The sequence below is a fragment of the Aequorivita marina genome (genome assembly GCF_031631895.2).
In the GTDB taxonomy this organism is placed as follows: domain Bacteria; phylum Bacteroidota; class Bacteroidia; order Flavobacteriales; family Flavobacteriaceae; genus Aequorivita; species Aequorivita marina.
The window spans coordinates 135,881-156,575 of the sequence record NZ_JAVMBW020000004.1 but is presented as its reverse complement, the minus strand read 5'-3'; the positions used below and the strand labels follow the sequence as shown (position 1 = coordinate 156,575).

The window sequence follows — 20,695 nt, the reverse complement described above, 5'->3', positions numbered from 1 at the left end:
CTTTTTTAAAAAAAATAACAGTTGTTTTTAATTTATTATTGTATTATTGCAGTATCTATTCGTAACCAACTCAATCAAGGTTACTTAGTCTTCAAAAAAAATTTTCACCGTACTTACCTTTCTCAAAAGGAATATAACAGTATCAACTTAAACAATAGAATATTTTAAATGTTTGAAATTTCAGAACTAAAAAGTAAAAAGCTTCCTGAACTTCAGGGAATAGCTAAAGAACTCAATGTGCCTAAATTCCGCACACTAAAGAAATTAGACTTGGTATATCAAATTCTTGATCACCAAGCCGCAAACCCTAAAGCGGTTAAAGCAATTATTGCTGCAGAAAAAAAACCTTCAGACACTGCAAAAAAACCTACGGCCAAGCCAAGCACTCCAAAGAGCAAAAAAGACGATGCTCCAAAAAAGCACGCTCCAAGTAAAGACGCTCAAGACAAAAAATCGCAACCACAGCAAAAAAGTCACTCCAAGAAAAGTGATGATGACAAGAAATCTAAAGACGACCACAAGTCAAAAGATGACAAACGTTCTTCAGACGACAAGCGATCTTCAAAAGACAAAAAAGATAGTGAGAAGAAATCGCAGCATAAAAAATCGTCAAACGCTAACGACAATGACAATCGTCAAAAAAGTCAGCGAAAAGACAGTAGCTCAGATAGCAGAAACAAGCATCAAAGCCACAAACAAAAAGACAGCAATAGCAGCGATAAAAAAAGCAGAAACAATGGGAATAAAGATTCCCGCAACCGCTATCGTGAGCCAGATTATGAATTTGACGGTATTATTGAAAGCGAAGGAGTGCTAGACACCATGCAGGACGGCTACGGCTTTTTGCGTTCTAGTGACTACAACTACCTTTCATCTCCAGATGATATTTACGTTTCGCAATCACAAATTCGTCTTTTTGGACTAAAAACAGGCGATACGGTATTGGGTGAGGTTCGACCTCCGAAAGAAGGTGAGAAGTACTTTCCTTTAATTAAGGTAAATAAAATAAACGGCCTTAACCCCAATGTAGTCCGCGATCGTGTTTCTTTTGAACACTTAACTCCACTTTTCCCGCAAGAAAAATTCAACCTTGCTGATAAACAGAGTACCATTTCAACAAGAATCCTAGATCTTTTTGCTCCCATAGGAAAAGGACAACGCGGAATGATCGTTTCCCAACCTAAAACAGGGAAAACGATGTTGCTAAAAGATGTAGCAAACGCAATTGCAGCAAATCATCCGGAAGTTTATCAAATTATTCTGTTAATTGATGAAAGACCAGAAGAAGTTACCGATATGCAACGCAATGTTCAAGGCGAGGTAGTTGCCTCAACCTTTGACAAAGAAGCCACAGAGCACGTTCGTGTTGCCAATATTGTTATTGATAAAGCCAAACGATTGGTAGAATGTGGCCACGATGTGGTTATCCTTCTAGATTCAATTACCCGCTTGGCCCGTGCCTATAATACGGTACAGCCAGCAAGTGGTAAAATATTGAGTGGTGGTGTTGACGCCAACGCACTTCACAAGCCTAAGCGTTTCTTTGGAGCTGCCCGTAATATTGAAAATGGAGGCTCTTTAACAATTCTTGCAACCGCATTGACCGAAACAGGCTCTAAAATGGACGAAGTTATTTTTGAGGAGTTTAAAGGAACTGGAAACATGGAACTTCAATTGGATAGAAAAATTTCTAACCGTAGAATCTTCCCTGCTATAGACCTTACCTCATCAAGCACACGTCGCGACGACCTACTACTTGACGAAAACACCATACAGCGCATGTGGGTGCTACGTAAGTATCTTGCAGACATGAACCCCGTAGAAGCTATGGAGTTTATTAATGATAGGATTAAACAGACCAAAAACAACGAGGAGTTTTTGATATCGATGAACGGATAATAAAAATCTATCATTTTATAACCCAAAAAACTCGCTTAGAATTATCTAAGCGAGTTTTTTTATAGGTATAAGCCTAAGGCAGCGGATAAAACTTTTAAGCATCGCTACTGCATTCGTTGAACAAAGAGAAGCTATTGACCACTGCGTTCAACACATGTACACACAAACAACCTTGTTTTTCCAAACACAAAGAAATAGGTTGTGTGGCATAGACTAAATTAATGCAGATATCTACTTTCAGCTCACTAGAGGCTTACTTGTGTTTCTTACCCCCAAATTCTGAATGCGCTACAATCTACTTACGTGGAGACCTTAACAGTCTCCCAAGCTATTAACGTCTGACAAATACAAACGACCGTTTTGCTAAATGCCTTAAGACCTGCCTGACGTTCATTGGCAAGCAGGCGTACTACTAGAATTGCAATAATCTGATTATTAAGCTACCTCCATTTCATAGACTTTAAAAACGGTTATTTATAATTCGGAATTCAAAAGCAAGGTTTCCTTTTTTAAAAACACCCGAAAAGTGTACTATTAATGAAACAAGTAGGTTTTTAATTTTTTTAATCAGACACTACTATTTCCTAAGCAGTACCGAAGCCATAAACAGTCTAATACTAAGTAGTTAATTTCGTATTTGTAAGAGGCAAAACACTTTAAAACAAACAAAAGTTTAGACATAAGAAAAGCCCCAACCTTAAAAAGATTGGGGCTTTTAAAAAAGGTATTAAACCTTAAATAATTATTGCTTTACAATTTTCTGAGTATAAGCACCTAGGTTTGTTTCCAAGTTAAGGAAGTAAACTCCTGAAGAAAGACCAGAAACATTCATCTTACCGTTAGAGTAAGAAACTCCTGTGTTTTCACCAAGAATGCTAAACAAAGTAGCGCTCTCTACTTCAACATTTGAAGGAAGGCTAATGTTCAATACATCAGTTGCAGGACTTGGGTAAACAGAAACCTCAGAAAGTAGGTTGTCTCCAACACTCAATGGGTTACACTCACCAGAAACAGTCATTACGAAATCTGATGGAGTCTGTGGGTCTGCAAACGCATCTTTACCAGGAATCCAGAAACCTTCTGCGGCATCATACACATAAACTTCGTTTGGAGTTTCTACAACACTAGTAACTTCAAAGTAAGAATTTGCTCCTGTGTAAGAAGTAACAAAACCTACCCAGTAAACAGTACCGTCAGCTCCTGAAAAATCCATAGGATCAATATCAAAAACTATTCTTCTAGCGTCAAAACCAAATGCAGTTCCAACGATGTCATCAGAAACAACATCTATAGTTGAAAGGTAAGCGATTTCAGCACCTGGACCATCTCCTGTATCTTCATAAAAAATGATATCAGAATCATCAAGACTCACACCTGGCTCAGTAAGGTAGTTAAATCCAATTTGAGTTACTGTGAATGTTTCGTCAGCAGCTACCTCAAAATCATCTGCCCAGATAATATCAGGGTTGTTAGTTGGCCCCCAACCATTTTCATAGTTGTTAGAAGGTACATCTTGTTCACATGGTGCCAAAGATGGAGTTTGAGTTTCGTAAACAACAGTAGTTGCTGTTGCATCACCCATTTCCTTAGCTGTTTCGAAAGTACTTTGTGCAAAGCCTACCGAAGTAACAAGCACTAAGGACAATAAAGTTGTAATTTTTTTCATGTCTATTAAATTTTAATTATGATTATTTCTGCCAAAACTAATACTTTTTATGGATATTAAAAAAGCAGATTAGTCGATTCCGGTTTTTTTAACAAACATTAAGACACATTAACATGCTAATCAACACCTTACGAAACCTACAACAAGAAAACTTTAACCTTTTATCGGGGTAATTTTGATTTTTATTCAAAAACCACTCATCTAACATATTTATGCTTAAAAACTCTAAGTATTCTTATCAATATTTTGATATTATTTGGCTTTTAACCAATTAAATTTAATTCCACTTTGTTTTCAGGGCAGAAATCAACAATAAAATCATAGCAAAAAAGACACGGAATCAGTTTTACTATATAGTATCGCACTCACCAATCGCGATTGGTCTGCGTTAAAAATATAGAACCAAAGTGTTTGAGAATGGTATATTTGTTCAAACAAATTTATTAATCATGCAGCGCATTCTATTTTCTTTAATGCTACTTCTATACATGGGTAGTCAGGCACAACACACATTAACTTTTGAAAAAACCAACGGGGCAAAAACTGCCACCTACCAAGAAACAATTGATTTCTATTTAGCATTAGAAAAGATATCTCCAAAAGTGAGCGTTTTTGAAATGGGGCAAACAGATAGTGGTTTACCATTACACCTTGTTATTTTTGATTCTGAAAACCCTGCCAATAAATCTAAGAACATTTCCTTTTCAAAAAACGGGAAAAACCTGCTACTAATAAATAACGGAATCCATCCTGGCGAACCCGACGGTATAGACGCAACCATGCTCTTATTTAGAGATTTTGTTGAAAAGAAGATACCGCTTCCCAAGAAAACCATTATTGCCACAATACCAATTTACAATATTGGCGGCGCCTTAAATAGGAACAGTACAAGCCGAACCAACCAAAACGGCCCGGAAGAATACGGTTTTCGTGGCAACGCTCGTAATTATGACCTAAATCGTGATTTTATAAAGAATGACACTAAAAACGCACGCGCCTTTTCCGAGATTTTTCATTGGCTAGATCCAGACCTGTTTATTGACAACCACGTTAGTAATGGCGCAGACTATCAATATATCCTTACCCATCTTTTCACACAGCACAACAAGCTGGGCGGAAAATTGGGCAGTTATCTACACACTTCATTTATACCGCAAATGGAAGATGCACTCCATCAAAAAAACTGGGATATTACGCCTTACGTGAACGTTTTTAACCGAGTTCCTGAAAAAGGTTTTTCACAATTTATGGATTCACCACGTTATGCTTCTGGCTACACTACCTTGTTCAACACACTGGGGTTAACTGTAGAAACCCACATGCTAAAACCCTATAAACAACGCGTTGAAGGAACTCTTGAGTTGATGAAAAGCTTTATCGAGATTGCCGAAAAAGATGCTTCCAAAATTAAAAACTTACGACAGAAGGCAGGTAATAAGTATAAGGTGGGCAGCTACTACCCTATTTCATGGACTGTAGATTCTACAAAAACCACAACACTTAAATTTAAAGGCTTTGAAGGCAAAATGATTCCAAGTGAAATAACAGGAACAGAGCGACTAAAGTATTATCGTGACAAACCCTTTACCAAAGATGTTACTTATTACAACTATTTTAAGACGGCCGACTCCATACAAATCCCTTCGGCATATATTGTTCCCAGTGGATATTGGCATGTTATGGAACTCCTGAAATTGAACAATATTGAATTCTCTCAAGTGCAACGCGACTCCACCGTTTCTGCTGAAGTCTATCGTATAAAAAGTTATGAAACGGTTAAAAAACCCTACGAAGGGCATTATTTACACTACAACACCCAAACATCAAAAAGCACCGAAAAAGTAAGCGTCAAAAAAGGCGATCTAGTGGTAAAAACACAGCAACCGGGAGTTCGGTATATCTTAGCGACTTTGGAACCAGAGGCTCCAGATTCATTTTTTAACTGGAATTTCTTCGATGCTATCCTGCAGCAAAAAGAAGGTTTCTCGCCTTATATTTGGGAAGATATGGCAGTACAATTTTTAAATGATAATCCAACGATAAAAAGTAAATTTGAGGCAAAGAAAGCCAGCGACCCAAAATTTGCTAAAAACTGGTATGCCCAACTGGATTGGATTCATAAAAGATCGCCCAACTATGAAAAATCACACCTTAGGTATCCTATCATTCGGGTGGGTAGTTAAATATTCCTTGGGGAAGAGCAATTTTATGTTTTCATAGGAATCTGTCAAGGCTTTTTGCGACTTCTCAAAATTCTTCCACTTTGCCTTTTTTATACCCTCATTGATCTGGGGAGTTAGCGGGCCATCATAATCGCTATACATTTCGTACCAATACGTTATTTTAAGTCGGAATTTATTATTGCGTGTAAAAACGTGGTAAGTGGTCTTTAAAAAATCGCGAATTTCCAGATTTTTTACCCCAGTTTCTTCTTCAACCTCACGGATTGCGGCGTTACGATGGGTTTCCCCTTTCTCAATTTTCCCTTTTGGAAGGTCCCATTTTTTATTTCGTCTAATAAATAGAATTTCCTTTTTGTCGTTATACACTAGACCGCCAGCAGCTTCAACAACTTTAATTTTTTTCCGAAGAAAGCGCTCCAATTTCTCTGCATTTTTATGATACAGATTCACATAGAGCAGCTCGCCGTTGTTTATTTTTTTTACCAGCTTTTTAAAACGTGCTTGTTTTAAAGGAATGGTGGTATAGTGTTCCCCAATATTTTTCTCCGTTGAAAGAATTATAGGGATATCTTTAACAAAAACTTTATACATTTGCAGTATGATATTAAACAAAGAAACGGCACAAAAAACCGCTGCCTTGCTATTGCAAATTAATGCAATAAAATTACAACCGCAAAACCCATTTACCTGGGCATCTGGATGGAAGTCTCCAATTTATTGCGACAATCGCGTTACATTGTCTTATCCAACCATACGAACTTACATTCGGGAAAACCTAGCCAAGCAAATTGAAGAGCTTTACGGAAAGCCCGAAATGATTGCTGGAGTAGCCACAGGAGCAATAGGCATTGGCGCATTGGTGGCCGAATGTTTAAACGTTCCGTTTTGTTACGTTCGCCCAGAAGCAAAAGGCCACGGACGTCAAAATAAAATTGAAGGCCATTTAGAGCCAAACACAAACGTTATTGTTGTGGAGGACTTAATTAGCACCGGAAAAAGCAGCTTGATGGCCGTTGAAGCTTTAAAGGAAGCCAATGCAAACGTTAAAGGAATGATTGCCATTTTTACCTATGGTTTTGCCACGGCTGAAGAAAATTTTAAAAAGGCCAACATAACGCTAAATACCCTTAGTAACTATGAAGTATTGCTAGAAGAAGCCGAAAAATCGCGGTATATCAATGCCAAGGAAGCTACTTTGCTTGGAGAATGGCGCCAAAACCCAGCTGCTTGGGGCAAATAGTATTCAATAAGTAGTAAGCTAAAATAAATATACCAATCAATAAGAAATAAATTCCATGCAATTAAACAGTAAAAAAGTAAGCGTTCAAAAATCAGCTTCAGCCCTTTGTGATTATTTGGCCGATGTAAAGAATTTTGAAGAATTGATGCCAGAAAACATCAGCAAATTCGAAGTAATTAGAGATAATGCCTTTGTTTTTGCGTTAAAAGGAATGCCTGAGATTGCACTGGAAGTGAAGGAAGTTGATAAACCAAACAAAGTGGTACTCGGTGCCATTAGCGACAAACTACCCTTTACCTTAACGGGAGACATTGACGCGATTTCCGATGACACTTCAACGGTAGTGCTAAACTTTGAAGGCGAGTTCAACTCCATGATGGCAATGATGATTAAGGGCCCGATTTCAAAATTTATAGAAACGCTTTCCGCAAACATGGCAAAACTTTAAGAAGGCTTGCTATTGGCATTGATTTAGAAGAAGTATGTAGGCTAAAAGAATACAGGTTTTTACCCTGTTCCCAAACCCCAAGCTTAAGGGAGTAACGCTTAGTATATCAATCTTACTTCCTTTAGTTGAAACGCTCGCAACCCGTTGTTTTCGGTTTCTACTAAAAGTGCGCCAATGTCTGATGTGCCTTTTATAATTCCGTTAAACCGCGAACCATCGAGGGCTTCAAAAACAGATATTGCATCTTTTTGAAATAAATTTTTCTCATAAGCTGCTTTCAGATCATGAAAATTTTCTTGATTCAGGTTATTTAGCTTTTTAAAAACCTGAGTTGTTATTTTCTGAAGCACTTCCGCTAAGTTAAATTCGCAGCCGGTTTCCATTTTTAGGGAGCTCGCCTTAGGCAGATCATGAAAAACAGATTCATTAACATTCAACCCAATGCCGACAATGGTATATTTTAAAGAGCTGCCTTCAATTACGTTTTCAATTAGAATACCGCCAATTTTACTTTTAGCTGACAATATGTCGTTTGGCCATTTTATTGAAACCGAAGGAATATTTAAGGTGTTTAAAGCGTCTAAAACACCCAAGGAAGTTGCCATAGCCACCATAAATTGATGGTCTACTGGCACTGCACCAAGCGTCTTAAACATACTGAATGTTAAGCTTTGACCCTTTTTGGAGCGCCAAACATTACCCATTTGACCACGACCGGAAGTCTGGTGGTTTGTAATTGCAACAGTTTCATCTGGCAATTGGGTTTCTTTCGCCAATTCCTTTAGATAGGTATTGGTAGAATCGGTGGCATTAAGTTTGATTATGTTCAAATCAATAATTATGTTTAGTATTACATTTTTAAAAGCTTCACAAGAAACAAAAAAGTAATAACTTTGCGAAAATAGAAAAGAAAAATATTTAATGCAGAAAGAACAAGCAGAAACAGATCAACTTATCACCCAAATAATACGGGGAATTGAAGATGTTAAAGGGCAGGATATAGAGATTCTTGACCTTCGAGATATAGAAAATACCGTTTGTGACTATTTTATAATCTGCAATGGTACCTCAAACACCCAAGTGAACGCAATTACAGCTTCCGTTCAAAAATCCGTTAGTAAAGCGCTAAAAGAAAATCCTTGGCATGTAGAAGGCAGTGAAAACGCCGAGTGGATCTTGCTGGACTATGTGCACGTAGTTGTGCATGTATTCCAAAAGCATATTCGCGAATTTTACGATATTGAAGGACTATGGGGCGATGCAAAATCGGTTAAAATAGAAACAACAAACTAAAAAGAAAAATTGCCTTATGGCTCAAGAAAACAAAAATAAGAAGAACAATTCAAAGAAGCCGAAGGCTTCCTATTATTGGATATATATTGCTATTGCGCTTATATTTTTAGGAATAAACATCTTTGGTGGTGGCAGTTGGTCTCAACCGGAAAAAACCACCCAATCTCAATTTGAAACCTTTTTAAAAGATGGTGACGTTGAAAAGGTAGATGTAATTAATAAAAAAATTGCAAAGGTTTACCTTACAAGTGAGGCGAAAGCGAAAGAAACTCATGCTAAAGAAGATAATGCGCCCGCTTTTCTAGAACCAGGAGCCAATGATCCGGACTACCAGTTTGAATTTGGCGACCTTCAAATTTTTCAAAAAGATTTTCAAGAAATCAAAGCCGAAAATGATTTAACGACAACGCTTAATTTCCAAACTGATTCCAATATTTGGGGTGATATTTTAATGAGTATTCTTCCATTTGCCATTATTATTGCCATCTGGATATTTATTATGCGCCGTATGTCTTCAGGAGCCGGTGGTGGAGCCGGTGGCCAATTGTTTAATATTGGAAAGTCTAAAGCCAAACTTTTTGACGAAAAAGCCGAGATAAAAACATCATTTAAAGATGTTGCCGGTTTGGAAGGCGCAAAAGAAGAGGTACAAGAAATTGTCGATTTTCTGAAAAACCCTGAAAAATACACCTCTCTAGGAGGAAAAATACCAAAAGGTGCACTCCTTGTAGGCCCTCCAGGAACGGGTAAAACCCTTCTGGCAAAAGCAGTGGCAGGGGAAGCTAAAGTGCCTTTCTTCTCACTTTCAGGTTCCGATTTTGTCGAGATGTTTGTTGGGGTTGGGGCATCTCGTGTTCGCGATCTCTTTAAGCAGGCGAAAGATAAATCGCCAGCAATTATCTTTATTGATGAAATTGATGCCATTGGTCGTGCTCGAGGGAAAAACGCTATGTCTGGAAGCAACGATGAGCGTGAAAACACCCTAAACCAGCTGTTGACCGAAATGGATGGCTTCGGAACTAATACAAACGTTATTGTACTAGCAGCAACAAACCGTGCCGACGTTCTGGACAAAGCACTGATGCGTGCTGGACGTTTTGACAGACAAATATATGTTGATCTTCCAGATGTTCGGGAGCGTAAGGAGATATTTGAAGTTCACCTACGCCCAATTAAAAAAGAAGAAGACTTAGATACCGATTTCCTTTCAAAACAAACTCCAGGTTTCTCTGGGGCTGATATTGCCAACGTTTGTAACGAAGCAGCATTGATAGCCGCCAGAAATGGTAAGAAAGCTGTAGGAAAACAAGACTTTCTCGATGCTGTTGATAGAATTGTAGGCGGTCTTGAAAAGAAAAACAAAATTATGACCGTGGATGAAAAGCGCGCAATTGCCTTCCACGAAGCAGGACATGCAACCGTAAGTTGGATGCTGGAACACGCCGCGCCACTGGTAAAAGTAACCATAGTACCCAGAGGACAGTCCCTGGGCGCTGCTTGGTACTTGCCCGAAGAACGATTAATTATCCACCCCGAGCAAATGCTAGATGAAATGTGTGCAGCCTTAGGAGGTCGAGCCGCAGAAAAAGTAATCTTTAACCGTATTTCTACAGGCGCTTTAAGCGATCTGGAAAAAGTAACAAAACAGGCACGTGCCATGGTTACCATTTACGGTTTAAATGATAAAATTGGTAACCTTACCTATTACGATAGCAGCGGGCAATCAGAATACAATTTCAATAAGCCTTATAGCGAAAAAACGGCAGAATTAATAGACAAGGAAGTATCTGCACTTATTGAAGGCCAGTACCAACGTGCAGTAAACCTCTTGGAAGAAAACAAAGACAAGCTAACAGAACTTGCCAACGTTTTGCTTGAAAAAGAAGTGATTTTTAAAGATAACCTTCAAAAAATATTCGGAGATCGTCCTTTTGAAGTTCCAGAAGAGGCTACAAGACCGACAACTACATAAGCTGTCAGTTTTAACAAGCAGTTGTTAACTTTGTTTTTTTGATAACATAACTTCAGTATAGATTTTATATATTTGAAGGTCAACGGATTTATAAACTCCTCAATTATATATTAATGAGTCTATTTAAAAGACTTTTATTTTCTAACTATAAGTCGGACCAAAAGGTAAAACCTACTGATGATCCCGACAAGAGCAGCTTTTACCCTAAAGACAATCTCCCTATTGACGAAAAATTTACCTATAACTTTAAAAATAATGGAGGGAAATTTATTTATTGTGAGAATTGGGAAGAGATAATAGAGTCGTTCGATAATATCATGCTCGAGAATGATTGGTACGAGCAGGACGTTTTTTGTATTAACGAACAACTCAAACAAAGGTTTGAAGGCTTTAACCTCAACTTTGTAAAAAACTCAAATACAAGATTCTTCCTTTCCACTTGTGAAGCCCTTGTAGCTAACAATGGATCTATCCTGCTGTCATCAAACCAAGTGAAGGAGAAAAAACTGAGAGAATTTCCTTCAAATTTTATCATTTTTGCAACTACCAGTCAAATGGTAGATACCATCAGCGAAGGCTTGCGCACAATTAATAATCAAAGTTCGGGTTATATTCCCAGTAACATTACGACCATCCAAAATTTTGAAATTGAAAAAGAAAAGAATTTTATGAGTTACGGAAGTAGCACAAAAAACCTATATTTGCTGCTTCTGGAAGACTTATAATATGAAGGAAATTCTCGTACGGACCCTCTCGGGCGTATTATACATTTCGATCATCATCTTTGCTATGTTCACCTCGCGTGAATGGTTTATGGGTCTCTTTTTTGTACTTGCGGTTGTTACTTTAAGCGAATACTTAAAACTAGTACATCTTACTAGTTACTTGGCCTACTTTCTTCTAGCTGCTTGTTTGTATTTTTTTAGCTATAATATTTTCGATATAAATTCGGTGTATCTCTTGCTCATCATGTGTGGGTTTGTAAACCTATTTCTTCTTAAAGATGTTTTATGGGTAAGCCGAATACCGATGTTTGAAAAGAAAAAATATATTACAGTCGTTTTCTATATAATCAGCGGCTTTGTGTTTATAACGCTTATCCCAATGGTTAATGGCAAGTTTTTACCCGAACTTATCGTCGCTGTGTTTATTCTAGTTTGGAGTAACGATACTTTTGCATACCTTATTGGCAAGAATTTTGGAAAACATAAGCTTCTAGAGCGTATTTCGCCAAAAAAAACCATTGAAGGCTTTATAGGCGGTATGTTGGGCGCACTATTGGCAGGATTTATTATCTTTAAACTTTTAGAAGTCTATAGACCAATAGACGCGGTAAATTACCCGCTTTGGATGTGGATTGTAATGGCCATCATTGTTTCTATTTTTGGAACGATTGGCGATTTAATACAATCTAAGTTTAAGCGGCAAGCTGGAGTTAAAGACAGCGGAATTATTATGCCGGGCCACGGTGGCCTGTACGATAGGCTGGACAGTGTTATTTATGCCAGTCCATTTGTATATGCATTTTTACTAATTGTTGACAATGTTTCATAAAGAAGGATTTAAAATTATAATTTTAGCGCTGGTACTTGTTATCGGGCTCAGCCTATTGGCAAATGTTTTTATCGACCACCCCACCATTCGCGGTGGCGTAATTATTTCGCTAATTATACTTTTGCTTCTAGTGTTACAGTTTTTTAGAAACCCAAAAAGAAATTTCTTGGTCAACCCAGAACAAGTGCTTTCCGCTGTTGATGGTAAAGTTGTGGTAATTGAAGAAGTTTTTGAAAAAGAATACTTCAACGATAAAAGGTTACAAGTTTCAGTATTTATGAGCCCAATAAATGTGCACGTAACGCGTTATCCCGTTGGCGGAAAAGTAGTTTACAGCAAATACCATCCTGGTAAGTATTTAGTGGCTTGGCATCCAAAATCTTCCGAGGAAAATGAACGCACCACGGTTGTTGTAAACAATGAGGCTTTTGGTGATGTTTTATTTCGCCAGATTGCTGGTGCTATGGCCAAACGCATTGTAAACTATGCCGAAGTAGATCAAACTGTAGATCAAGCCACGGACAGCGGGTTTATAAAATTTGGTTCTCGCGTGGATATTTACCTCCCTTTAGATGCAAATGTAAAGGTGAAATTAAACGAAAAAGTTAAAGGAGGAATCTCAATAATAGCTGAAAAATAATGACTTCTGAAGAGTTAGACAAAGCTTTTAATGATGCCGTAAAAAGCATTAACGACCATAAGGAACCTTTTCCCGCTGATGTTTTATTGCGTCTTTATGCCTATTATAAACGAGCAACCAATGAGCATCAACATAGACCAAGCGGAGGCAAACCCCATATTTCGGCCTTTAAAACAAATGCACTTTTTCAAACCCGAGGCCTTACCAGCGACGAGGCTAAAGAACTTTATATTAAAGCAGTTAAGCAGTATTTTTTATATAGAAAGTAAAGGGTATAAAAATAAACATGACCTCAGCCCAGTAGTTTATTGGTATTAGCTTTGTTGTTGCGCCCTATTAAATTTTATTTCGTATTCCTCAATGGCCGCTGCAATTTTCTGCACATTTGTTGAAGCTTTCTCATGCGCTGCCTCCATTGCTTTTTCAAGGTCTTTATCTGGATTTTGAAATAAATCAGTAATTACATGATTTATTTTGTCAAGAATACTTTCTTGACTGTTCTTAACATCCTCCAATTTCTGCAGCATTGCCTGCATCTGATTATATTTTGCTTGATCCATAATTAATTTATTTGAGTACAAGATACAAGCAAAACAGTTAAAAAAGAAAGAATTAACGTCTATTCACAGCAAATTAGCATAGTTTTAAAGCACAAAACGGCCTTTCTCCTACCACCGAAATCAAAATAATTTCAAGGAAAAAAGCCGCTTTTACGTAAAGCTTTAGGTTATTGTAAACCTGAAAGGCTGGCCTTTAAAGTTTCTATCTTCGCCAGCGCATCTGCTTCCTTTTGCTTTTCTAAGGCTACAACTTTTTCAGGAGCTCCGTTTACAAAACGCTCGTTGTTAAGTTTGCCCTGTACACTTTTGAGGAAACCTTCAGTGTATTTAAGCTCTTCGGAAAGTTTTGCTATTTCTTCTTCCACATTTATGGCACCTGCAATTGGTATAAAAAACTCAGTGCTTTTTACACGAAAAGTCAACGCACCATCCAGTTTTTCGGAAATATAACTTAATTCTGAAATATTACCTAGCTTGGAAATAACAGCATCAAAATCTTTTGAAACCTTATCATTGTTTAAAACAGAAAGGTTGATAGTGTCTTTAAACGAAATATTTTTATCCTTTCGAATGGTTCTAATTCCTGAAATCACTTCAGAAGCAAACTCAAAATCTTTAATAATTTTGCTGTCATAAGTTTCTATTTTTGGCCACTCTGAAACAATTAAAGCTTCCGAAACATCACGCTGCGAAATGTGCTGCCATATTTCTTCAGAAACAAAAGGAACAAACGGATGTAGTATTTTTAGGTTATCTTCCATAATCGAAATTACTTCTAAATAAGTTTTTTCCGATATCTTTTCGCCATATGGTGGTTTTACCATTTCTAACAGCCAAGAGCAGAAATCGTCCCAAACAAGTTTATAAGTAGCCATTAAAGCATCGCTAATGCGGTATTTGCTGTAATGGTCTTCAATTTCTGCAAGTGTTTTCTGAAACTTACTTTTATACCATTGAAGAGCAATAATATCACTTTGCGATTGCTCCTTTTCCAAGGAAACCTCCCAACCATCAATCAATCGGTACGCATTCCAAATTTTATTTACAAAACCACTCCCCTGCTTGCACAGATCTTCCTCAAACATTAAATCGTTACCGGCGGGAGAGCTAAGCAACATCCCCACACGTACGCCATCGGCTCCATACGTATTCATCAATTCAATAGGGTCTGGAGAGTTCCCCAAAGACTTGCTCATCTTTCTGCGCTGCTTGTCGCGTACAATTCCTGTTAAATAAACATTTGTAAACGGTTTTTCATCGCGATATTCATACCCCGCAATAATCATTCGCGCTACCCAGAAAAATAATATTTCGGGGGCAGTTACAAGGTCATTGGTTGGATAGTAATAGTTTATTTCTTTGTTGTCCGGCTCTAAGATTCCGTTGAAAACACTAATGGGCCATAACCAAGAGGAGAACCAGGTGTCTAAGGCATCTGGATCTTGGGTTAAGTCATTAGCTGTTAGTTGATCGTTACCTGTTTTTTTCTGTGCTAGCTTTAAAGCTTCTTCCTTGGTTTCGGCTACTACAAAATCTTCTTTCCCATCGCCATAGAAGTATGCGGGAATTTGTTGCCCCCACAAAAGCTGCCGCGAAATATTCCAATCGCGCACATTTTCCATCCAATGACGGTAGGTATTAATAAATTTTTCGGGTACTAGATGCACCTCTTTTTCAAGAACGGCATCTAAAGCAGGTTGAGCAAGTTCCTTCATTTTAAGAAACCATTGATCGCTGAGTTTTGGCTCAATAACGGCGCCTGTTCTTTCACTCGTACCCACCTTGTGCATGTAGGATTCAACTTTAGAGACAACGCCCATTTCTTGAAGTTCCTTTACAATTTCCTTACGAACCACAAAGCGGTCTTTACCTTCATAGTGAAGGCCGTAGCTGTTTAAAGTACCGTCATCATTTAAAATATCTACAATTTCAAGATTGTGCTTATCGCCCAGCGCTTTATCATTTTCGTCGTGCGCAGGGGTTACTTTTAGACATCCTGTACCAAACTCTACATCTACATAGTCGTCTTCGATAATAGGAATTACGCGATTGCAAACCGGAACGATTGCTTTTTTTCCGCGAAGATGTGCAAAACGCTCGTCATTTGGGTTAATACAAATGGCAGTATCGCCCAAAATAGTTTCTGGACGCGTGGTGGCAATAATTAAACTATCATCGCTACCTTCTATTTTATAATTTAGATAATATAGGTTTCCTTGTTTTTCTTCATAAATAACCTCCTCATCAGAAAGGGTAGTTTTTGCCGAGGGATCCCAATTTACCATGCGGTAACCGCGATAAATGTTACCCTTATTATATAAATCTACAAATACCTTAATAACCGAGGCTGACATTTTTTCATCCATGGTAAAGGTTGTGCGTTCCCAGTCGCAGGATGTACCAAGTTTTTTTAGCTGCTCTAAAATGATACCGCCGTGTTTATGAGTCCACTCCCACGCGTGTTCCAAAAACTCATCGCGTGTAAGACTTGCTTTATCAATGCCTTCGGCTTTCAGTTTTGCAACAACTTTAGCTTCGGTAGCAATAGAAGCGTGATCTGTTCCTGGCACCCAGCAGGCGTTATAACCCTTAAGGCGGGCGCGACGCACCAAAACATCCTGCAAAGTATTGTTAAGCATATGGCCCATATGGAGCACCCCGGTTACGTTGGGAGGCGGAATTACAATGGTGTATGGCGTTCTTTCGTCAACTTCCGAATGAAAATATCGATTCTCCATCCAGTAGTTATACCACTTATTTTCAATCTGTTTTGCATTATACTTTGCTTCTAAAGCCATACTTTGGTCTGGTATTTGAGATATAAGTTGCAAAAGTAATTATATCTAAAGGATAATAAAAGTGAATAAGTTATTTTGCTTGTTCTTCAAAAGTTATTTACCTTAGCATATACTAAAAAACAAAATCATGAAAAAATTAGCTTTTATAGCTCTTGTTGCTGTTTTAAGTTTTACAGCCCAAGCACAACAAGCAGAAATCAGTTTTAAAGAAGACACCGTAGATTACGGTACAATCACCAAAAACAGTGACGGTCATCGGGTATTTGAATTCACCAATACAGGTGATGCGCCACTTATTATTAGTGATGTTAAATCTAGTTGCGGATGCACTGTTCCTAAAAAACCAGAAGGACCCGTAGCACCTGGCGAAAGCAGTTCTATTGAAGTAAAGTACGACACCAATCGTGTTGGTCCAATTAGAAAAACCATTACCGTTTATTCTAACGCCAGCAAGCCAATGGTGGCATTAAAGATTAAAGGCCAGGTTTTAAAAGAAGACGCTAGCATTTTAGAAAAAAGCTAAAACGCTTACTTTCCATTACTATTTTGATCCGGTTAAGGCATACGCTGCTTTAACCGGATTATTATTTTTTAGAATAAAGCTTCTAGGTAGAATTTCACCTTATTGATAAATCCATTTCTATTTACCTCCATGGTAATCCGTTTTCCCTCTTTTTTGGAAAACAAGTCAATAAGTTCAAACAATTTGTATTCATACGAAGGCTTTCCGTTTATTGAAACCACCTCATCGTTCTCCATAATTCCCGCCAACGCAGCAGGAGAGCCAGGCCTAACATTTACAACTACATATTTAGGAACTAGAGTAAAATGCACTTCAGTAGTTATAGAAACACCTTTTCTTGCTAAGCTTTGGTTTTGATTGTCTTCGTCTAAATTAACGATGGCTTGTTTTTCCTCTTTTACAAGCTCCATTCCCTCGTGCTCCAGGGTAATGCCGCTCATATTATAGTGAAACGGATCTTTAAACATTCTGTTTTTCTTAAAACGCATCAACTTGTTTCCATAGTCAAAAGTAACGGTAAACCGCTTTAAAAATCCACCTCCCAGACTTCCGTCGCGATCTTTAAACAATCTCGCTTTTAGCACGGCCTCAGCTTCAGGGAAAGAAGTGTTTACATCTTCCAAGGTGTATTCTCCCACTAATACTTTTGGAATTTTGGCACGCCTTCCATGAATATCACCACTAAGCCCCAACCCCAAAAAGTCGTAAAAATAATTTCTTGGGTTTTCTTGAATAAAATCTTTTTCGTCAAAAAGCCACAATACATCGCTAGAACCAGAATCTACCAAAAGCGTTACCGTTTCTTGTCTTGTTTCTGAAGCGGCCTGAAGTTTTACATAAGGTTTATCATCAACAAATTTCAATGGCAAATCTTCACATCGTCTACACCGTTTTAACGTATGTTTTTCTGGATCGTAGATTACAATTACTTCGGATGAATACTTCATCTTAACGATAAAGTTCTTAAAAAACGAATTGCCCAATATACCATGGATGGGAATTCCCATGCGAGGAGAAAAGTTTAGCGCGCTATCAAAAATTATATAAAGCGAATGACTTTTATCAACCGCATCGCCAACCTTTACATGATTATTCAAGCTTTTTAATGCAGCCAAGGAACCTTCGGCGCCGAGTCCTTGAAGCATCACTGGGGAAGTGTTTCGCACTTGCAGACTATCGGCGTCTTCCAAACTAAAAAGAATAGTAGATTTTACCCCAGTGTCAAGAATAAATGAGAGGGGCGTACCGTTAATTTCTACCTGAATAATAGGCAGGTTATTAACAAGTTGAAATGGAACACGATCACGTTTTCTTTTATTCTGAAGTGCAAAGCCCGATTGCCCCACCGCGGAAGCGGAAAAGCTAAAGAGAAGTATAAATAGCAGTGGTTTTAGCAAGGTTTTAAGAGTTATACAGAACACTTATTGAAGATATAAAAAAAAGCTGAATGTTGCGCTAGCAATAGGGAATTATAAAATATATTTTGCAACTTTGCCACAAAACAAATTTATTATGCCTTCAGTATCTAACAAAGGGAAAAACATGCCGGAATCACCAATCCGTAAATTAGTACCCTATGCCGAAAAAGCTTATAAAGCGAACAAAACCGTTTATCACTTAAATATAGGACAGCCCGATATTAAATCGCCAGACGTTGCGATGAATGCCGTGGCAAACCACCATATTGAAACCCTCGCATACTCTCGTTCTGAGGGCTCTGAAGAATACCGTGAAAAAATAGCTCAATATTATCACAGAAACCAAATACCTGTAGAAGCAGAAGATATTATTGTTACTACCGGTGGTAGTGAAGCGCTTCTGTTTGCTATGAACAGTATTGCCGACGCGGATGATGAAATTATTATTCCGGAGCCATTCTATGCCAATTACAACGGCTTTGCAACAGCTGCAGATGTTAACATAGTACCAGTTATCTCTAAGTTTGAAGATAATTTTGCGTTACCTCCTATTTCTGAATTCGAAAAGTTGATTACCCCAAAAACCAAGGCCATTCTTATTTGTAACCCTGGAAATCCAACGGGATATCTGTATTCAAAGGAAGAAATTAAAGCTTTGGCGGAACTTGTAAACAAACACGATTTGTTTTTGGTAGCAGACGAAGTATATCGCGAATTTACGTATGACGGCTCTATACACCATTCCATTCTTGCCGAAGAAAGTCTAGCGGAGAACGGTATTTTGGTCGATTCCGTTTCAAAAAGATACAGTATGTGCGGTGCGCGTATTGGATGCTTGGTTTCCAAGAACAAAGAAGTTATGACTACGGCATTAAAGTTTGCCCAAGCGCGATTGAGCCCACCAACTTTTGCACAGATTGCAAGTGAGGCCGCACTAGAAACTCCGCAAAGCTATTTTGACGAAGTTAAAGTAGAATACCAAGACCGCAGAAACACCCTAATTAAAGCTTTACAAGAAATTCCCGGCGTTAAAGTTGGCGAACCAAAAGGAGCTTTCTATTGCATTGTCCAGCTTCCTATTAAAAACAGCGACGACTTTGCGAAGTGGCTGTTAGAAGACTTTGATGATAACGGTGAAACTGTAATGGTAGCACCTGCTGCAGGTTTTTATTCCAGCCCAGGAGTAGGCTTAAACGAAGTGCGAATTGCATACGTTATTAAAAAGGAAAGCCTAATTAGAGCAGTCGAAATTTTAAAGATTGCATTAGCGAAATATAAAGACTAATGCGGTTTGAAGAACATAAATCGTTAAAAAACCTCAACACCTTCGGAATAGATAGCAAGGCTCGCTATTTTGTTTCGGTAGAAACGGTTGAGGAACTAAAAAAAGTGCTTTTAGAAAAACCTTCTAAAGCACTTTTTTTACTTGGCGGCGGCAGTAATATGTTGCTCACTGATAATCTGGATGCTTTTGTTCTTCATCTCAATTTAAAGGGAATTGAAATTTTAAAAACTACCGAAGACAGCGTATTTATAAAAGCTATGGCAGGCGAAAACTGGCATGAATTTGTACAATACTGCATTGAAAACGATTTCGGCGGAATTGAAAACCTATCCTTAATTCCTGGAAACGTAGGCACTGCGCCCATTCAAAACATTGGAGCCTACGGGGTTGAGCTAAAAGATACTTTTGAAAGCTGTAATGCCTTAGCTATTGAAACCTTAGAAGAAAAAGTTTTCACCAAAGCCGAATGTGAGTTTGGATACCGAAATTCAATCTTTAAAAATGAAGCGAAAGGAAAATATATTATAACCAGTGTTACCTTCAAGTTATCAAGAAACAATCATAAAAAAAACATTTTATACGGCGATATTCAAAAAATACTGGACGATAAAAATATTAAAACTCCAAGTATTAAAGATATATCGGAGGCCGTAATCGCCATTCGCCAATCAAAACTTCCAGACCCGAAAACACTAGGCAACAGTGGCAGTTTCTTTAAAAATCCTATTGTGGATGCTGCAACCTTTAAAAGGTTTAGCAAGAACTTTCCCGAAGCTCCCTTTTATAAAATATCACCTACTGAATATAAAATCCCCGCCGGTTGGCTCATTGAACACGCCGGATTTAAAGGAAAACGTTTTGGCGATGCAGGGGTTCATAAAAAACAAGCTCTAGTATTAGTAAACTATGGAAATGCAACGGGAAAAGAAATTTGGCAACTCGCAATGAAAATTCAGGAAAAAGTAAAAAAGATCACCGGAATCTGTATTGAACCCGAAGTGAATGTTTTTTAACATGTTTGTAACTCCACAAGCTACATTTTGCCAAGCTGTTAGCCCTCGATTAATTCGTTAAGAAGACCTAAAGTTTATAGAGCGTTAAAATCTTTATAATCGGGACTAAAAACACTTAAATTGTGAGCAGAACTACAAGAAAGATTGTATTTTTGCACTGTAATCCAGAAAGATGAAATCCAGCTTAAAAATTGATCAAATTA

The 20,695-nt window shown here is 37.9% G+C and carries 19 protein-coding genes; 13 read left to right on the top strand and 6 right to left on the bottom strand.

Going from position 1 to position 20,695, the window contains the following annotated elements; all coding sequences use genetic code 11:
* The first annotated feature begins 168 nt into the window (after positions 1–168).
* Positions 169–1,899 carry a transcription termination factor Rho gene (rho, locus tag QPK98_RS07895; protein ID WP_310992627.1) on the top strand — a complete coding sequence of 577 codons (1,731 nt, stop codon included), beginning with the start codon at positions 169–171 and terminating at the stop codon, positions 1,897–1,899.
* 742 nt (positions 1,900–2,641) lie between these two features.
* Here the strand turns inward: rho and QPK98_RS07890 are convergent.
* Complete coding sequence (locus QPK98_RS07890) at positions 2,642–3,565, bottom strand: T9SS type A sorting domain-containing protein (protein WP_310992626.1); 924 nt, start codon at positions 3,563–3,565, stop codon at positions 2,642–2,644.
* Between the two features lie 449 nt (positions 3,566–4,014).
* On the opposite strand from QPK98_RS07890, the gene QPK98_RS07885 reads away from it, so the two are divergent.
* Complete coding sequence (locus tag QPK98_RS07885) at positions 4,015–5,748, top strand: M14 family metallopeptidase (protein WP_310992625.1); 1,734 nt, start codon at positions 4,015–4,017, stop codon at positions 5,746–5,748.
* On the opposite strand, the gene QPK98_RS07880 is transcribed toward QPK98_RS07885, so the two are convergent.
* Positions 5,710–6,339: an NUDIX hydrolase gene (locus tag QPK98_RS07880; protein WP_310992624.1), complete on the bottom strand. Its 630-nt coding sequence runs from the start codon at positions 6,337–6,339 to the stop codon at positions 5,710–5,712. The genes QPK98_RS07885 and QPK98_RS07880 overlap by 39 nt on opposite strands.
* Positions 6,340–6,346: 7 nt before the next feature.
* Between QPK98_RS07880 and pyrE the strand changes: the two genes are divergently transcribed.
* Together pyrE and QPK98_RS07870 are read left to right on the top strand one after the other, a co-directional pair.
* On the top strand, positions 6,347–6,988 hold the full coding sequence (gene pyrE / locus QPK98_RS07875; RefSeq protein ID WP_310992623.1) for an orotate phosphoribosyltransferase: 642 nt from the start codon (positions 6,347–6,349) through the stop codon (positions 6,986–6,988).
* A 55-nt stretch (positions 6,989–7,043) separates the two neighbouring features.
* Positions 7,044–7,436, top strand: coding sequence for an SRPBCC family protein (locus QPK98_RS07870; protein ID WP_310992621.1), 393 nt, complete (start codon positions 7,044–7,046; stop codon positions 7,434–7,436).
* Between the two features lie 98 nt (positions 7,437–7,534).
* Here the strand turns inward: QPK98_RS07870 and QPK98_RS07865 are convergent, their stop codons facing one another.
* Positions 7,535–8,266: a biotin--[acetyl-CoA-carboxylase] ligase gene (locus QPK98_RS07865; protein ID WP_310992620.1), complete on the bottom strand. Its 732-nt coding sequence runs from the start codon at positions 8,264–8,266 to the stop codon at positions 7,535–7,537.
* Between the two features lie 91 nt (positions 8,267–8,357).
* Here QPK98_RS07865 and rsfS point away from each other — a divergent pair, with 91 nt between their 5' ends.
* The 6 genes from rsfS to QPK98_RS07835 all read left to right on the top strand — a co-directional run bounded on the left by rsfS (position 8,358) and on the right by QPK98_RS07835 (position 13,164).
* Positions 8,358–8,729, top strand: coding sequence for a ribosome silencing factor (rsfS, locus tag QPK98_RS07860; protein ID WP_310992619.1), 372 nt, complete (start codon positions 8,358–8,360; stop codon positions 8,727–8,729).
* A gap of 16 nt (positions 8,730–8,745) precedes the next feature.
* Positions 8,746–10,701, top strand: a complete 1,956-nt coding sequence (gene ftsH, locus QPK98_RS07855; RefSeq protein WP_310992617.1) for an ATP-dependent zinc metalloprotease FtsH — start codon at positions 8,746–8,748, stop codon at positions 10,699–10,701.
* A gap of 113 nt (positions 10,702–10,814) precedes the next feature.
* Positions 10,815–11,426 (top strand): LUD domain-containing protein, encoded by a 612-nt coding sequence (locus QPK98_RS07850; protein ID WP_310992616.1) that lies wholly within the window; start codon positions 10,815–10,817, stop codon positions 11,424–11,426.
* 1 nt (position 11,427) lies between these two features.
* Positions 11,428–12,255 carry a phosphatidate cytidylyltransferase gene (locus QPK98_RS07845; protein ID WP_310992614.1) on the top strand — a complete coding sequence of 276 codons (828 nt, stop codon included), beginning with the start codon at positions 11,428–11,430 and terminating at the stop codon, positions 12,253–12,255.
* Complete coding sequence (locus QPK98_RS07840) at positions 12,245–12,895, top strand: phosphatidylserine decarboxylase family protein (protein WP_310992613.1); 651 nt, start codon at positions 12,245–12,247, stop codon at positions 12,893–12,895. The genes QPK98_RS07845 and QPK98_RS07840 overlap by 11 nt, the downstream gene beginning before the upstream one ends.
* A complete protein-coding gene (locus QPK98_RS07835) occupies positions 12,895–13,164 on the top strand; it encodes an acyl-CoA-binding protein (RefSeq protein ID WP_310992612.1) in 270 nt (89 codons plus the stop codon). Before QPK98_RS07840 ends, QPK98_RS07835 begins: the two co-directional genes overlap by 1 nt.
* Positions 13,165–13,209: 45 nt before the next feature.
* Here QPK98_RS07835 and QPK98_RS07830 read toward each other — a convergent pair whose 3' ends face one another.
* Both QPK98_RS07830 and QPK98_RS07825 read right to left on the bottom strand, forming a co-directional pair.
* Positions 13,210–13,455, bottom strand: a complete 246-nt coding sequence (locus QPK98_RS07830; RefSeq protein ID WP_310992610.1) for a hypothetical protein — start codon at positions 13,453–13,455, stop codon at positions 13,210–13,212.
* 167 nt (positions 13,456–13,622) lie between these two features.
* Complete coding sequence (locus QPK98_RS07825; protein ID WP_310992609.1) at positions 13,623–16,253, bottom strand: valine--tRNA ligase; 2,631 nt, start codon at positions 16,251–16,253, stop codon at positions 13,623–13,625.
* A gap of 127 nt (positions 16,254–16,380) precedes the next feature.
* Between QPK98_RS07825 and QPK98_RS07820 the strand changes: the two genes are divergently transcribed.
* Positions 16,381–16,776, top strand: coding sequence for a DUF1573 domain-containing protein (locus QPK98_RS07820; RefSeq protein WP_310992607.1), 396 nt, complete (start codon positions 16,381–16,383; stop codon positions 16,774–16,776).
* A 68-nt stretch (positions 16,777–16,844) separates the two neighbouring features.
* On the opposite strand, the gene QPK98_RS07815 is transcribed toward QPK98_RS07820, so the two are convergent.
* Positions 16,845–18,173, bottom strand: coding sequence for a pepsin/retropepsin-like aspartic protease family protein (locus tag QPK98_RS07815; protein WP_310992606.1), 1,329 nt, complete (start codon positions 18,171–18,173; stop codon positions 16,845–16,847).
* 115 nt (positions 18,174–18,288) lie between these two features.
* Between QPK98_RS07815 and QPK98_RS07810 the strand changes: the two genes are divergently transcribed.
* Both QPK98_RS07810 and murB read left to right on the top strand, forming a co-directional pair.
* Complete coding sequence (locus tag QPK98_RS07810) at positions 18,289–19,479, top strand: pyridoxal phosphate-dependent aminotransferase (RefSeq protein ID WP_310992605.1); 1,191 nt, start codon at positions 18,289–18,291, stop codon at positions 19,477–19,479.
* Complete coding sequence (murB, locus tag QPK98_RS07805) at positions 19,479–20,492, top strand: UDP-N-acetylmuramate dehydrogenase (RefSeq protein WP_310992604.1); 1,014 nt, start codon at positions 19,479–19,481, stop codon at positions 20,490–20,492. The genes QPK98_RS07810 and murB overlap by 1 nt, the downstream gene beginning before the upstream one ends.
* Positions 20,493–20,695 lie beyond the last annotated feature (203 nt).